The organism is Nonomuraea sp. NPDC049269 (assembly GCF_043197155.1).
GTDB lineage: Bacteria > Actinomycetota > Actinomycetes > Streptosporangiales > Streptosporangiaceae > Nonomuraea.
On the sequence record NZ_JBICSO010000004.1, the window covers coordinates 925,316 to 940,113 of the forward strand.

15 protein-coding genes are annotated in these 14,798 nt (G+C 69.5%); 6 read left to right on the forward strand and 9 right to left on the reverse strand.

The genetic code is table 11. The features are described from left to right. Positions 1-13 precede the first annotated feature (13 nt). Positions 14-631 carry a TetR/AcrR family transcriptional regulator gene (locus ACGFNP_RS27160; RefSeq protein WP_393323493.1) on the forward strand — a complete coding sequence of 206 codons (618 nt, stop codon included), beginning with the start codon at positions 14-16 and terminating at the stop codon, positions 629-631. Between the two features lie 99 nt (positions 632-730). On the opposite strand, the gene ACGFNP_RS27165 is transcribed toward ACGFNP_RS27160, so the two are convergent. The 4 genes from ACGFNP_RS27165 to ACGFNP_RS27180 form a co-directional block, all read right to left on the reverse strand. Then, the gene (locus ACGFNP_RS27165) at positions 731-1,093 is read right to left on the reverse strand and encodes a DUF1304 domain-containing protein (RefSeq protein WP_393323496.1); all 363 of its coding nucleotides are present in this window, start codon (positions 1,091-1,093) and stop codon (positions 731-733) included. Positions 1,094-1,103: 10 nt separating this feature from the next. After that, positions 1,104-1,367 (reverse strand): hypothetical protein, encoded by a 264-nt coding sequence (locus tag ACGFNP_RS27170; protein WP_358331278.1) that lies wholly within the window; start codon positions 1,365-1,367, stop codon positions 1,104-1,106. Between the two features lie 76 nt (positions 1,368-1,443). Next, entirely contained in the window at positions 1,444-2,787 is a 1,344-nt protein-coding gene (locus ACGFNP_RS27175; RefSeq protein ID WP_393323499.1) for an MFS transporter, read from the reverse strand. 28 nt (positions 2,788-2,815) lie between these two features. Further along, positions 2,816-3,208, reverse strand: coding sequence for a hypothetical protein (locus ACGFNP_RS27180; RefSeq protein WP_393323502.1), 393 nt, complete (start codon positions 3,206-3,208; stop codon positions 2,816-2,818). A gap of 382 nt (positions 3,209-3,590) precedes the next feature. On the opposite strand from ACGFNP_RS27180, the gene ACGFNP_RS27185 reads away from it, so the two are divergent. Further along, positions 3,591-5,384, forward strand: a complete 1,794-nt coding sequence (locus tag ACGFNP_RS27185; RefSeq protein ID WP_393323505.1) for a sigma-54-dependent Fis family transcriptional regulator — start codon at positions 3,591-3,593, stop codon at positions 5,382-5,384. Between the two features lie 80 nt (positions 5,385-5,464). On the opposite strand, the gene ACGFNP_RS27190 is transcribed toward ACGFNP_RS27185, so the two are convergent. Genes ACGFNP_RS27190 through ACGFNP_RS27205 form a run of 4 tightly spaced genes read right to left on the reverse strand, consistent with a single transcriptional unit; the run spans position 5,465 to position 9,169 of the window. Continuing rightward, entirely contained in the window at positions 5,465-6,679 is a 1,215-nt protein-coding gene (locus ACGFNP_RS27190; RefSeq protein ID WP_393323508.1) for an SGNH/GDSL hydrolase family protein, read from the reverse strand. Between the two features lie 13 nt (positions 6,680-6,692). Then, on the reverse strand, positions 6,693-7,997 hold the full coding sequence (locus ACGFNP_RS27195) for an FAD-binding oxidoreductase (RefSeq protein ID WP_393323511.1): 1,305 nt from the start codon (positions 7,995-7,997) through the stop codon (positions 6,693-6,695). A gap of 21 nt (positions 7,998-8,018) precedes the next feature. Beyond that, positions 8,019-8,723, reverse strand: a complete 705-nt coding sequence (locus ACGFNP_RS27200; protein ID WP_393323514.1) for an SDR family oxidoreductase — start codon at positions 8,721-8,723, stop codon at positions 8,019-8,021. After that, the gene (locus tag ACGFNP_RS27205) at positions 8,717-9,169 is read right to left on the reverse strand and encodes a carboxymuconolactone decarboxylase family protein (RefSeq protein ID WP_219532075.1); all 453 of its coding nucleotides are present in this window, start codon (positions 9,167-9,169) and stop codon (positions 8,717-8,719) included. Before ACGFNP_RS27205 ends, ACGFNP_RS27200 begins: the two co-directional genes overlap by 7 nt. Positions 9,170-9,329: 160 nt before the next feature. Between ACGFNP_RS27205 and ACGFNP_RS27210 the strand changes: the two genes are divergently transcribed. After that, positions 9,330-12,221, forward strand: a complete 2,892-nt coding sequence (locus ACGFNP_RS27210) for a tetratricopeptide repeat protein (RefSeq protein WP_393323517.1) — start codon at positions 9,330-9,332, stop codon at positions 12,219-12,221. A 186-nt stretch (positions 12,222-12,407) separates the two neighbouring features. Then, on the forward strand, positions 12,408-13,256 hold the full coding sequence (locus tag ACGFNP_RS27215) for an LLM class F420-dependent oxidoreductase (protein ID WP_358331301.1): 849 nt from the start codon (positions 12,408-12,410) through the stop codon (positions 13,254-13,256). 67 nt (positions 13,257-13,323) lie between these two features. Here the strand turns inward: ACGFNP_RS27215 and ACGFNP_RS27220 are convergent, their stop codons facing one another. Continuing rightward, complete coding sequence (locus tag ACGFNP_RS27220) at positions 13,324-13,662, reverse strand: hypothetical protein (protein ID WP_393323521.1); 339 nt, start codon at positions 13,660-13,662, stop codon at positions 13,324-13,326. Positions 13,663-13,695: 33 nt separating this feature from the next. On the opposite strand from ACGFNP_RS27220, the gene ACGFNP_RS27225 reads away from it, so the two are divergent. Next, positions 13,696-14,061 (forward strand): hypothetical protein, encoded by a 366-nt coding sequence (locus ACGFNP_RS27225; protein ID WP_393323524.1) that lies wholly within the window; start codon positions 13,696-13,698, stop codon positions 14,059-14,061. 35 nt (positions 14,062-14,096) lie between these two features. Continuing rightward, positions 14,097-14,783: a Pr6Pr family membrane protein gene (locus tag ACGFNP_RS27230; RefSeq protein ID WP_358331310.1), complete on the forward strand. Its 687-nt coding sequence runs from the start codon at positions 14,097-14,099 to the stop codon at positions 14,781-14,783. The last annotated feature ends 15 nt before the right edge of the window (positions 14,784-14,798 follow it).

Consider the following 14,798-nt stretch of genomic DNA (forward strand, 5'->3'; position numbering starts at 1 on the left):
ATATAAACGTGGCATGCCGAAAGTGGTCGATCCCGTCGAACGCCGTCGCGAGGTGGTGGACGCCCTCTTCAGGGTCGTCGTACGCGACGGCCTGCAACGCGCGTCTCTGCGTACGGTCGCCGCCGAGGCCCAGCTCAACATCGGCTCCCTGCGCCACTACTTCGCCACGCAGGAGGAGCTGATGCGCTTCGCGATGACCTCGATGATCGAACGGGTGACCCAGCGGTTGCGGGCAGCGGTCGAGGAGGCGGGCGATCTGGCGGCGCTGTCCACGCGGGAACGGCTGGAGCTGTCCGCGCGACTGCTGGGTGAGCTACTGCCCCTCGACGAGCGGCGTCATGCCGAGGTCACGGTGTTCCTCGACTTCGCCGCCGCCTCCAGAACCGACCCAGCGCTGCGAGACCTGGCCGTGCGGGTCGCGGTGGGCACGCGAGGGTTCGTCAGCCGCGTGCTCGAACGCCTGGAGGCGAGGGGCGACCTGCGCCCGGGGCTGCGGCTCGACGTGGAGACCGAGCGGCTGTCGTCGCTGGTCGACGGCCTCGCCATGAACGCCGTACTGCGGCCCGAGTTGGTGAGCGGACCCGACTGCCTGGAAGTCGTACGCACCCACCTCGGCGCGCTGGCCGCGTAGGGTCACCGCCCACGCGGTCCGGGCCGGGCGACCACGATCGCCGGGGCCGGCCGCACCACAGGCCAAGAAGCCGCCCAGTCGCCTTCCGTGTGGCCGGCTTCAGCGGGCCAGGAGTACCAGCGCCAGCGCGACCAGGGCCGGGACGGTCTGGACAAAGAGGATCTTGCGCGACGCCGTCGCGGCACCGTACAGCCCGGCGACGGTGACGCAGGCAAGGAAGAAGACCCTCACTTGGAAACCGGTCGGATCAGGAGCAAAGGCGCCCCACAGAAGCCCGGCCGCAAGAAAGCCGTTGTACAGGCCCTGGTTGCCGGCGAGCACCCTGGTCGAGGCCGCGAACTCCTTCGTCGTACCGAAGGCGGCCCTCGCCCGGGAACCGGTCCAGAGGAACATCTCCAGGACCAGGATGTAGACATGCAGCAGGGCGATCAGAACTACCGCGACTATGGCGATGACGGACATCCCGCACACATTACGTCACAACCGCCGCGATCAGCCGGGCCGGGCGTCGAAGAGGACGTCGAATAACGACCCACTGGCCGCTCGAGAATGTGCGCACAGTATCCAGTAGTTCGGGGTGGAAGATCTCCTCGCCGCCGTAAACTCTCGAGGCCTGGAATACGGCGCGCTGTCGGGAGCCGGCTCGTTGTCTGGTGCCGATCACGGTCGCGCCGCCCCAGCGGGCGAGCTGGGCGGCGAGGGTGCCGACGCCGCCGAGGATGCCGTGGACCAGCACGGTCCGACCCGTCACGGGGCCGTCGCCGAATACCGCCCGATGAGCGGTGATCCCAGGAATATCTCGCCGTGGTCGGCTACCTGGCAGATCGCACAGCTGCGCTCATGCGGCGGACGCCTCCGTACGCGGCGACACCGCGCACGGGCGCGGTCTCCGGCATCCACCACAGCACCGGAAGGATGACCACCGCGACAACGGCGACCAGGACACCGGGCGCGGGGGCCCAGCCGCTCGCATGGGTCATGGCCTGCGCCAGATACGGGGTGAGGCCGCCGAACACGGCGGTCGCGGCCGTCGCACCCACGGCCAGCCCGGAGAGCCGGACGGCCACCGGGAACTGCTCCGCGGTGGCGGCCGTGCTGACCGCGCTGATACTGCCGGCCAGCATGGCCAGCACCACGGTGCCGGTCACCGCACGCAGCACGGTGGGGTCGGCCATGAAGGCGAACATCGCCACCGGCAAGGCCAGCGACAGCACGCCGAACAGCAGCAGCGCGAACCGGCGCCCTACCCGATCGGACAACGCGCCGGCGAACGGGGTGACCACGATGACCACGGCCAGTGCGATGGTCGAGAGCCACAGCGAATCCCGCTCGGCGAAGCCCCCCACCGAGCTCAGATAGGTCGGCGCATAGGTGATACCGACGTAGTAGGTGATCGACGCGAGCGCCGAGATCGCGAACGTCCGGTACAAGCCGGGGCGCTGGGTACGCAGCATCAGCCACAGCGGGGCACGACGATCGACACGGGCTCGTTTCTCCCGCTCGAACGCCGGGGACTCGCGCATCATCGATCGAGCCGCCAAGGTGGCGACCGCCAACAGCGCGCCGAACAGGAAGGGCAGGCGCCAGCCCCACGTGTCCAGGGCGTCGCCACCGAACAGCGAGGTGGTGACCGCGGCCACGGCCACGGCGAGCAACGCACCGATCTCGCCGGCCGCCGCGGCCAGCGAGACGACCAGGCCACGGCGACGGGGTGGCGCGCCTTCGAGCAGGTAAGCGGTGATTCCGCCGTACTCGCCGCCGACGGAGAAGCCCATGAGGCAGCGCAACGCCAACAGCAGCGCCCCCGCTCCGGATCCGATCTGGGCGTGAGTCGGCAGCAGGGCGGTTTCGAGCATCGCGACCGCCATGACCGCCATCGAAGCGAGCAGGACCGTGCGCCGGCCGTACCGGTCGCCGATGTGCCCGAAGAAGAGCGCACCCAGCGGCCGCATCAGATAGGCGATGGCGAACAGGGCAAGGGTGGTGAGCACCGAGGCGGCACCTTCGCCGAAGAAGACGCGGGCGATGACCGTGGTCATGAACAGGTACAGCGTGAAGTCGTACCACTCCACCACCGCGGACAGGGCCGCGACGACCATCGACGCCTTCGGTATGCCCGCCTGATCCGAGGCGGTCCGCCTTGGAGACAGGTCCATGCTCATCCCTCCGGGCGAGGTGCTCATGTCAGCCGGCGCCGACCATCTCGGCGGCCCGCTCGCCGATGACCGGATACGCCTTCTCGGTGGCCATGTTGATGGCGTAGGACCTGCCGGTCGGTGGAATATGGCCGCCCTTGCCGTCGGGCATCGGCCGGGTGAAGGTTCCGCGCATGACTCCGATTACGGCGGTGAATTCGTTCATGGCGCCGCGGATCGGGTGCTCGAGAATGCGGGTGTCCGGGGCCCGGACGAACAACGCTTTCATGTCCGCGATGTGGCGATCGAGGCCGTCGGTGCAGTGCCCCGACAACGCACGACGATGGATCACAGCGGTCTCCGATCTGTACTCGGGGAATGTGGTTTGACGTGACAACGGCCGTGGCGAAGGAAGGGCCGGGGACCGGCTGTCGATGCACATGGTGTGGGCGATATTTCTGAGGCGGATGGACACTGCCCGGTTCGAACCGGGGCACTGGGAGAGCTATTGCGGTCGCTCACTAAGTGTGTGACCGTATTGCCGGTTTGCACTGTGCCGATTCGGAACAGTGCAGGTACAGTGAGCGCAATCCCATTCGGAACAGTGCGAATAGGGTGAGGTCAATCCTGTTGGCTGAGCGGCCGCGCCTGGACATGGCGTCAGCTCTGCCGCGGTCGGGCTACCAAGTGCCCCCCATCGGGCCAATCGCCCGATCCCATACGACGTGGGCGAACGCGCGATGTAGCGCATAACCGGGACAGATGCCCATAGCGCCAAGCTCCCTAAATGAGGACATTCAGATCATCAGTAAGGAAAGACGATCATGAAGCCTGGAGATAGTGCCAAAAGTCTCCAGGTCGCGCGTCATGCTCTGGTCAGTGGCGGCCTGTTGACCACCGCCCTCCGCTCGAGCGACGTGCGGCCGGATATCCTGCGAAGCTGGCGGCGGTGCGTGTCGGCCTCAACCCCGTCGGAGCGGATCCGCACGCGCCGCATCGAGCGCGGCAACGCGTCTGACTTGCTCACCCGCGCAGCCGCGCCGATTCTGGATCACCTGGAAAGCGAACTCGCTGATCTCGGCGTCGCCGTCCTGATGAGCAACCGCTCGGGCCGGATCATCGCCCGTCGGGCCGCCGACTTCCGGCAGCGCGACCTACTGGACGAAAACTGCGTCCTCGAGGGATTCGACTACTCGGAGTCAACGGTCGGCACCAACGGTCTGGGAACAGCCCTCGAAGAGAAGCAGGCCGTTTCGGTACACGGCGCCGAACACTTCAACGACGCGCTCCAGGTCTTCGCGTGCGCCGGCGTACCGATCCTCAGTCCTCGAAACGGTGTCGTGGCCGGATCCCTCTCGCTCGCGGCGACCGCGGCCGCGTCCAACCCGATGATGATGTCCTTGACCAAGCTCGCCGTGAGTCAGATCGAGCAGGCACTGAAGGAACTGGTCTGGGCGCGCGAGGCCACTCTGGTCTCAGCATTCCAACGGTCCAAAGCCCACAGGGGCCTGTCGATGCTGCTCACCGACGACAGCGTGCTGGCCGACAACGCGCTGCTGCCGCTGATGATTCCGTCCACCTACGTTGCGCTATGGGAAGCGGCCCAGCGGCAGGCCTGGACGGACGGCACGGCCGTGCTGGACATCACGCTCGGCGACGTCGCGCTGTCCGTCGAGGCGCGGCGGGTCGAGGATGCCGACGGGCCCGCTTACCTGCTTGAATTCCCCGCCGAACCGCTTGGTCGTCACCGTCCCGGTCCGGCCGCCACCGCGCAGCGCGGTAAGCCGGCGCTGGGGGTTCACGCGGTCCCGGAGGTCAGCGACCGCGTTCTGGCCGCCGCCGCGGCTGCCGACGTACTCGCGTTCAACGGCCCGCCGGGCTCGGGACGGCTACGGACCGCGTCGCGACTCGCGTCGGCCGAGGGCCGCGATCTGCTGGTGCTGAACGCGACCACGTTCGACGCGACGTCGTTGCACGAATGGCTTGCCCGCGCGGCCCGCGGGATAGCCGCGGGCAGTCGCGTGGTGATCCGGCACGCGGAGCAGCTGCCGGTCAGCGCCATTGCCGCGGTGGAGTCGATCCTGTCGGATTCGGCGCGGCAGACGAAGCAGCGGCGGGGGCTGCTCGTCGCGACCGTCGACCGCACACGCGCGCCCCAGGCGGTCAACGACCTGCTGGATCGCCTGGCGGTGACGATCGACCTGCCATCCTTGGCCGAGATGCGCGAATGCGTTCCTGGCATCGCCGAGGAGATACTCCAATCGTTGAGCGACGGGCGGACCCGCTGGCGGCTGTCGTCCTCGTCCTTGCAGGCGTTGCTGCGCTGGAATTGGCCGGGCAACGTCCGAGAGCTGCGGTCCGTCCTCCAGGCAGCCGCGTCCACCGCGCACGGCGCGGTCATTCAGGTCGACGATCTGCCGCCGCGCATCACCGAAGCACATCGCTCAGCATCGCTGTCGGGCATCGAGCGAGCCGAACGGACCGCCATCGTCACGGCCCTGGCGAAGTGGCGGGGTAACCGGTCACGGGCGGCCGAAGAGCTCGGCATCGGCCGGACGACGCTGTACCGGAAAATGCGCGAACTGAAGATCACCAACGACGGGAACTGGCTTGAATGAGCTAGTCCGAGCTGACCACCCCCGGCACGCCGGTTGGCGACCGTCCTGACATCGATCGTCGGCCGAGGCCGACGATCGACTCACAGGGCGTGCAGGTCGAGGGCGTCGGCCATCGCCTGGTAGCCGGCCGGGTTCGGGTGGAGGTGGTCGCCGCTGTCGAAGGCCGGGCGGATCCGGTCGGAGTCGGCGGGGTCGGCGACGGCGCGTTCGAAGTCCACGGCCGCGTCGAATTCGCCGCTGGTCCGGATCCACGCGTTGACCGCGTCACGGATCCGCTCGACCTCATCGGAGTGGTACGCGTACCCCTTGGTCGGCAGGAGGGTGCCGCCGATGATCCGGACGCCGCGGGCACGGGCAGCGCGGATGAGCTGCCGGTAGCCGCTGATCAGATCGTCGGCGCCGACCTTGGTCGCGGGGGTGGTGCACGGCGTGGGCTCCTGCAGGCCCAGGAGGACGTCGTTGATGCCTTCCAGCACGATCACCGTCTTGACGCGAGGCTGGTCGAGCACGTCCCAGCGGAAGCGTGCCAGTCCCCGTTCACCCAGGCATGCCGAGTCGCTGAGCAGGCGGTTGCCGGCGATGCCGAGGTTGAGCACCGGCCGCCGGCCGCCCAGCCGGCGGGCCAGCGCGTCCGGGTAGCGGTTGTCGGCGTCGAGGGTGGCGCCGTATCCGTCGGTGATGGAGTCGCCGAAGGTCGCCACCGCGGGCCTGCCGCCGTGCACGTCGACTCCGGACAGGTAGAACCACGAGCTGTTGGTCTCGGCGAAGGCGGCCCCACCGAGGTCGCGGGTGTGGTCGCCGACGGCCCGGTAGGAGGTGGTCTGGGCGAGGTTGTGGTACGTGGCGGGGCCGGTGGCGCCTTGGAAGTACAGCGTCACCGTCAGCCGTTCCCCGGCCTTGACAGCGAGCCGGACGGGATCGCTGGCGGCCTGCCGGCCGGTGGGGAGGTTCACGGAGGTGGCGTGCGCGAAGGTCAGCGGCCGGAGGGTGCCCGCCTGCACGGCCGCCCCCGCGCCGGCCTTGGCCACGCTCGCGCCGGTGAGCCGAACAGGGCCGCCGTAGGCGTTGGAGAGCCGGATCTGAAGCGTGGAGCCTCCCGCGGTGACCCGGACCACCTGGCGGACGGAGTGGTTGTCGAAGCCCTTTTCCGCCCAGGTGGGATACCAGACGTCGGCCGACGGCTGCTGGGCGGCGGTCGCCCAGGCCGGCGTCCACCTGCCGGTCTCCGCGTCGGCGGACGCCGGTGCTGTCGTCAGGGCCGCTATCAGCGCGGCGGCGGTCGCGATTCTCAACACGTCGGTGCTCTTTTCAGTCCAGGACCGGGAAGTTGGCGCGGAAGGTGCCATAGGGGTCGCGGCGGCGCTTGATCTCGCGCAGCCGAGTCAGGGCATCGGCGGGGAAGGCTTGGGCGGCGTTCTCCGTCGGTGCGAGGAAGGTGTACGGCTTTCGGCCGCTGACCGCCTGGCCCAGCGCCTCGACCAGGGCACTCTGCTTGGCCCGCACCGCATCGACCAGGTGAGGCAGCCTCAGGCCGAGCAGGTAGAGCATGTACGGTTCGGCCAGCGCCCCACCTGCGCCGCCGGCGGGATCGGCCTCGGCCAGCGCCCCGCCCAAATGCCGGATCTGGAGGTTGAGCAGCGGCGCAAGCTCCGCGCCGCTGAGCGTCTCCAGCGTCGCCTCATCCAGGCCGGTCAGCAACTCGGTGCGGGCCAGCATCGGGCTGGGCTCGACCGGCTCGGCCGCGATCGTGCCCAGGCCGGCGATGTCCATCAGCCCGCGGCCGTCGGACAGGCTGCCACCGAGCTCCTCCAGCGGCGCCAGCAGAGCCTTGGCCTCGGCCTGGTCGCCAAGGTAGGTCACGTCCAGGGTGACCATCGGCGGCGCGGGCGGCGGCGGGGCCATCCGGTTGATCCACACCGACAGCTCGCGCGGCGCGTCCGCGGTGATCTTACGGAAGGCGTCGAACACCTCGGCGGTGCGGGCCGCAGGCCAGACGATCCGTCCGCCGTACAGGCTGGGCGCCGGGTACAGCGCCAGCTCGATCGAGGTGATCAGCGCATAGTCGCCGCCACCGCCGCGCAGCGCCCAGAACAGCTCGGCATCGGACTCGGCGGTGACCCGAACCTGCTCGCCGCCCGCGTCGACGATCTCGAAGGCACGTACCGAGTCGGCGGCCCAGCCGTAGCTGCGGCCGAACCACGAGATCCCGCCGCCGGCGACGAAGCCGGCCACTGTCACCGCCGGGCTGCTGCCTGCCGGGCCGGTGAGGCCGTGCTCGCCGGTCTCGGCCAGCACCCGGCCCCAACGCGCGCCGGCGCCGACCCGGGCGATGCGCGCCTGCGCGTCGACCTCCACCCGGTCGAGGCGGCCGGTGCGTAGCAGGATGACGCCCTGCACGTCGCCCGAGGCGCCATGGCCCGACGGCTGGGCGGTGACCGTCAGCCCGGCTTCACCGGCGTAGCGCACCAGCGCCGCCACATCCGCGGCGTTCTCCGCCTCCACCACGGCGGCCACCGGCTGGTGGACGCCGACCGCCCACGGTCGGGCCGCCTCGTCGAACCCATCCTCTCCGGGAAGCAGGACACGCCCCCGGACGGTATTACGCAGATCCATATCCGTTGTCTCCTTCGGGGACTACCAGGGAAGGGGGCCTTCGTGCTGGACGAAGGTGGCGGTGGGGCCGTCGGCGTCCAGCACCGCCATGGCCACGATCGGCGCGGCGCCTTCTTCGGGCGTCTTGATGCCTTCGTTGTGGTTGATGTCGGTCTTGACCCAGCCCGGATCGACCGTGTTGACCTTGATCGGGGTGTCCCACAGCTCTTTGGCGTAGGACACGGTGATCATGTTCAGGGCGGCCTTGGACGAGCAGTAGACCAGGTTGAGCATCGGCCACAGCGGGTGATCCCGGTCCAGCGTGCGCCCGATCGAGCCCCGCTCGCTGGAGACGTTCACGATGCGTCCCGCCGGCGAGCGGCGCAGCAGCGGCAGCATCGCGTTGGTGACCTCGATGACGCCGAACACGTTCGTCTCGTAGACCTGGCGGGCCTCCTCGGTCGTGCTCTGGCTGGGCGGCCCGTCCGGGAAGGTGATTCCGGCGTTGTTGACCAGGATGTCGAGCTTGCCGTACTCCTGCTGGATCCACGTGGCCGCAGCTCGGACACTGGCCGCGTCGGTGACGTCGAGTCGCACGTACGGCAGGCCGAGCCGCTCGGCCGCCGCGCGCCCCCGCTCCTCGTCGCGGGCACCGATGATCGCGGTGATGCCCAGGTCGCCGAGCCGGCGCGCGACCTCGAAACCGATGCCCTTGTTCGCACCCGTGACCAGGGCGGTGGTCACCATGCCGCACCCGCGATCTGCCGGGTGGTGGCGTTCAGCCGGTTCCACAGGTTGACGGAAGAGATGGTCATGATCAGCGCGGCCAGCTCGGTCTCGGAGTAGTGGTCGGCGACCTCGTCCCACACCTCGTCGCTGATCTGGCCGCCGTCGGCGAGCCGGGTGACCGCCTCGGCCAGTGCCAGCGCGGCGCGCTCGGCCTCGGTGAAGTACGGCGCCTCGCGCCACGCCGCCACGGCGAACAGCCGCTCGTCGCTCTCGCCCGCCTTGCGCAGGTCCTTGGCATGCATGTCGACGCAGACGCTGCAGCCGTTGATCTGGCTGGCCCGAAGCAGCACCAGATCCGCCGTGATCTTGGGCAGTCCGGCCTGATCGATGGCCTTGGCCAGGTCCATGAGCGCTTTCATCGCGCCGGGCAGAGCCACTGCGGGGTTCTTCATGCGTGCTTGCATGGTCTGTCTCCTTCGAGGGGTCTGATCGTCGTCACCTCTGTGACGGAGGCGAGCGGGGTGAGGTAACCGCCGCGCCGTACGACCAGCATCACGGGGGCGATCAATACATCCGCGATGCATCGACGATGCGATGATCCGCCGCGGCTATAGACTCCTGCGCATGCTCGGCGGGAATGTGCGCTTTGCGATCCTGGGAGCGGTTGAGGTGTCGGCCGAGGGCCGCGAGCTTCCCTCTCTCGCCCCGCGTCACCGCGCCTTCCTGGGCTACCTGCTGCTGCATTCCGGCACGGTGGTGAGCGTCGAGCGGCTGATCGAGGCGATGTGGGGGCCGATGCCGCCGGACACCGCCCGAGCACAGGTGCACGCCGCGCTGACCGCGATGCGGCGCACGCTGCGCGCGGCGGACGCGGCCCACCTGGTGCGGACCCGGCCGGCCGGATACCTGATCGCTCCTGCGGCGGGGCAGCTCGACCTGCAGGAGTTCGCCACGCTCGTGGCCGAAGCGGAGTCGGAGCCGGCCCTGGCCGTGCCGACGCTGCGCCAAGCGCTCGCCCTGTGGCGCGGGCCCGCCTTCGCCGGCGTCCAGGCCCATTTCGCCGACAGCGCCAGGGCACGGCTGGAGGATCGGCGGCTGGCCGCGGTCGAACGGCTGGTGGAGCTCGAACTCGCCGCCGGAAGGCACGCCGAGCTCACTGATCAGCTGGCCGCCGAGCTGACCGCGCATCCCTTGCGTGAACGGCTGGCCGGGCAGCTGATGCTGGCTCTGTATCGCGCCGGGCGCCAGGCGGACGCGCTGGCCGTCGGCCGTGAATACCGCCACAGACTGGCCGATGAGCAGGGGCTGGACCCCGGCCACGGCTTCCTGGCCGTCGAGGAGACCGTCCTGCGCGGCGAGCCGCCCGCGGCCGCCCTGGTCCTGCCTGGCGAGCCACCCGCGGCCGCCCTGATCCGGCCCGCACAGTCCCAGCCGCCCGACGCCGCCCTGATGCGGCCCGCACAGGCCGGGCCGGCCGAGGCCGCCACGGCCAGGCCGTTGGCGGCCTTTCTGCCCTACGACGTCGCCGACTTCGCCGGCCGCTCCGTCCAGGTGGAGGAGCTGTGCGGGACCGCCTCCCAGGCGGTGACGATCTCCGTGATCGACGGCATGGCCGGCATCGGCAAGACGGCACTGGCCGTCCATGCCGCGCACCGCCTCGCCGGACGCTACCCCGACGGTCAGCTCTTCATCGACCTGCACGCCCACACGGCGGGCCAGCGGCCGCTTGAGCCCGCCGAAGCGCTGGAGGTGCTGCTGCGGCAGCTCGGGGTGGCGACCGAGCGCATCCCCGCGTCCATCACCGAAAGGGCCGCGCTGTGGCGAGGCGAGCTGGCCGGCCGCCGGGTGCTGCTGGTGCTGGACAACGCCGCCGACGCCGCCCAGGTCCGAGCCCTGCTGCCGGGCGCGTCGAACAGCCTGGTGCTCATCACCAGCCGCCAGCGGCTCACCGACCTCGACGGCGCGCGGGCCATGTCCATGGACGTGCTGCCCTTACCCGACGCCGTCGCGCTCTTCACCGGCATCGTGGGTGAGCGCGCGGCGGCCGAGTCCGAGGCGGTCGCTGAGGTCCTGCTCCTGTGCGGGTTCCTGCCGCTGGCCGTCCGCATCGCCGCCACCCGCCTGCGGCACCGCCCCCGCTGGAGCGTGGCCCACCTGGCCGAACGCCTGCGGGACGAGCGCCGCAGGCTCACCGAACTGGCCAGGTCGGAACGCGGCGTGGCGGCGGCGTTCACCCTGTCGTACCGCCAGCTCACCGTCGACCAGCAGCAGGTGTTCCGCCTGCTCGGGCTGCATCCCGGCCGCGACATCGAACCCCACGCGGCCGCCGCGCTCGCCGATCTCCCCGTGGAGCGCACCGAAGACCTGCTGGAGGACCTGCTGGACGCGCACATGCTCCAGCAGCGCGCCTTCGGCCGCTACGTCTTCCACGACCTGCTCCGCCAGTACGCCGCGCAGCTCGCGGCCGAGCAAGAGCCGCCGCGGGCCGGGGAGGCGGCGATGACCCGGCTGCTCGGCCACCAGCTCACCACGGCGTCGGACGCCATGGACCTGCTCTATCCCGACAGCGCCCACCGGCGGCCGCGCATCGAGCGATCCGCGTGCCCGCCGGTGCCGCTCCACGACGCGCCGCGGGCGCTGGCCTGGCTGGAGGCCGAACGCGCCAACCTCGTCCTGGCCGCCGATCGCGACCTGACGCACACCGGCCTGCTGGCCACCACGTTGTACCGCTATCTCTACGACCACGCCTACCACGACGATGCTCTCACCCTGTACGGCAAGGCCCTGCACGCCGCCCGATTCCGCGAGGACCTGGCCGGTGAAGGCCGGGCGCTGACCGATCTCGGCTGGGTGCATCAGGTCCAGGGAAGTCATGACATCGCCCGCGAGCACTTCGACCGGGCCCTGGCCGCCTGCCGTACGGCTGAAGACCTACGAGGTCAGGCCCGGGCGCTGGTCGGCCTGGGCCGGGTGAACACGGACGAAGGCGACCACGAGCCGGCCAAGGAGGCGAACCTGCGCGCCCTGGAGTTGTTCCGCGACATCGGCGACCGGCTCGGCGAGGCCGTGGCGCTGGACTACCTCGGCATCGTCCACGAGCGGCTCGGCCAGTACGCACAGGCGGCCGACCTGCATCGCCAGGCGCTGGAACTGTCCCGCGAGATCGGCAGCCGAGGCGGCGAGGCCGACGCCCTGGACAACCTCGGAGTGGCCTGCACCCGGCTGGGCCGGCACGCCGAGGCCCGCGACCACCACGAGCAGGCGCTGGAGCTGTATCGGCACTTCGGCTACCGACGAGGCGAGGCCAAGGCCCTCAACAGCCTGGCCGAGATCGCAGCGACCCTGGGCGACCCCGGCCAGGCCGTACACCTGCACACCACCGCTCTTGATCTGGCCGTGGAGCTGAGCAACCGGAGCGAGGAACGCCGTGCCCGCGAAGCCCTCGCCCGGCTGCTTCGCGTCCAGAGAATCTCGCTCGGGTCGGTCGATCCCCTCCAGGCCACACGACTGCCCTGAGGACATCCTGGCAACCGGCGAACATGGCCGTTTCCAGAACGGCCTCGCGTGGAGTTGCTCAACACTTACTCGAACACCGCGCCACTGGTCGACGAGAATGACTCCATAAACGACTTGATCATCGTGGGCGGCCCGGCGCTAAATATGCGGTTGACTGGAAAGACATAGCCGGTTAATGATCACCGGATGGACATCGGTATCGCTGTTTACTCCAATTGCCACGGTCTGACACCACCCGAACTCGGTCGGGCCGTTGAAGAACGTGGCTTCGAGTCCCTGTTCTGGACCGAGCACACGCACATTCCGGTGCACAGCCGACGCTCCTCCGGCGGTTCGACCCGAGGCTACGCCGAGACCATCGACCCATTCGTCGCGCTGGCCGCGGTCGCCGCGGTCACCACCACCCTCACTCTTGGCACCGCGGTCTGCCTTGTCGCCCAACGGGATCCGATCATCACGGCGAAGGAGGTGGCCAGCCTCGACCAACTTTCCGGCGGGCGCTTCCAGTTCGGCGTCGGCGGTGGGTGGAATCGCATGGAGATGGCGAACCACGGCACCGATCCGCGCACCCGGATGGCCCTTCTCGCCGATCGGGTCCGCGCCATGCGGGAGATCTGGACTACCGAGGAGGCCGAGTACCATGGCGAGTTCGTGGACTTCGACCCGGTCTGGTCCTGGCCGAAACCCGCGCAAAAGCCGCACCCACCCGTACTGGTTGGCGGGAACGGGCCTGGCACGGAGGACCGGGTACTGGACTACGGCGACGGCTGGCTTCCCCAGGTGGACATGATGGACGTCGACGAGCTCACCCGGCGAGCCTCCGCGCTCCGCGCCCGGGCCGCCGACGCTGGGCGGGGACCAGTGCCGATCACGTTGTTCGGCGCGATCCCGGAGGGAGGCCCGATACCCGAGCCCGGCCGGCTCGACGCGTACGCCAACGCGGGTGCCGATCGCAGCCTGTTCACCCTGCAGTACCAGTCCGCCGACGAGGCGCTGTCCACGCTGGACCAGTGGGCCACACTCATCCCCCGCTGACGTTCAGGTCATGGAGTCATCGCTCGTACAGCCGTTCTTGTGAGCGGCGCTCCCCGATCTGACGTCCTTACGCCGATCCACGTGGCAACGCAGACGCAAGCTGTTCAAGTTGCTCGATGGCCGCGGGCAGGTCATCGGCGAGGGGATGGACCAGCACATGGTCGGCACCGGCGTCGAGTTGCGCTTGAACGCGCGCGGCGATGGCACCCGGAGTGCCCCACGCGACCAACGCGTCGATCAGCCGATCACTTCCCCCGCCGGCAATGTCCTCCTGGCTGCAGCCGAGACGCAGCCAGTTACGCGTGTACGGCGAATCGGGGTTGATCTTGCCTCGGTACCGCCGGGCGATGGCACGAGCTTGCTCAGGATCGGGTTCGATGACGAACGCCTGCTCGGGGATGAGCACTTGTCGGCTCCCAGGACCTCACGAACAAGAGTGGTGTGTTCGACCGGAGCCGAAAACGAATGGACGGCCGCCAAGCTACAGACTGAGCGTTCGCCCCAGGAAGCGCTCGTGGCCTGGTTGAAGCTCTTCGTCAACCACCTCATGACGTATCGGGGGCTGGCGGCAAGCGTCGCCACCGCGCTCCACGACGAGACGTCGCCGTTGTACTCTGCCTGCCGTGCCATGCGCGCCGCAGCATCCGAACTCGTGGCAACGGCCCAGCGCAACGGCGCTGTCCGGGATGACATCGACACCTCGACGATCCTGCGTCTCGCCGCCGGTGTCGCTTGGGCCACCGAGCAGTCGCCGGCTGACCCGGCCCGCGTCGAGCAGTTGAACCGCTTGGGTGGGCGTTCTTAAGCCGATGTGATGCGCCTTGTGGGACCATGATCGCCATGCTCTGGGCGACGGCGTACCGCTTGATGCTGATCCTGGCCGCGGTGGTCGGCCTGATCTACACCTGGATGGCCCTGGGCAGCCCGCTGAACCCGCTCGTCCTCTTCACCGTGCAGAGCAACCTGCTCCTCACCGGGTTCTACGTCTGGCAAGTGGCCGGCGGATGGCGGCGCCCGCCCACCCAGCTCAAGGGGGCGGTGACGCTCTACATCGTGATCACTGGCCTGGTCTGGCATTTTCTCCGCATGCGCGGAGCCAGTCCCTTCGAGCACCTCTCCCTTCGCGGCCACGGCCTGGGCAACTTCCTTCTCCACTACGTGACGCCCGTCCTGGCCGTGATCGACTGGCTGTTCTTCGACCGCACCGCCCCTCGGCCGAAATGGACGGCCGCTCTCACCTGGCTGGTCTACCCCCTGGCGTATCTGGCCTTCGCCCTGGTCAGAGGCGCCCTGTTGCCGCCACATGCGTGGAAGCGCTATCCCTATCCGTTTCTGGACGTGGACACATTCGGGTACGGCGGGGTGGCCCTCGTCGCGCTGGCACTGGCCGTCTGCTTCGCACTGCTCGGCTACGGGCTGATCGCCCTGCACCGCCTGGTCGACCATGCCCGTCGTACGACCACGGCCTCCGCACCCTCACCCGACGAACAGGAACCGCACCTGAAGCCAAGCCCGCACGGCCCGTGACGGAACCGAGGCCGA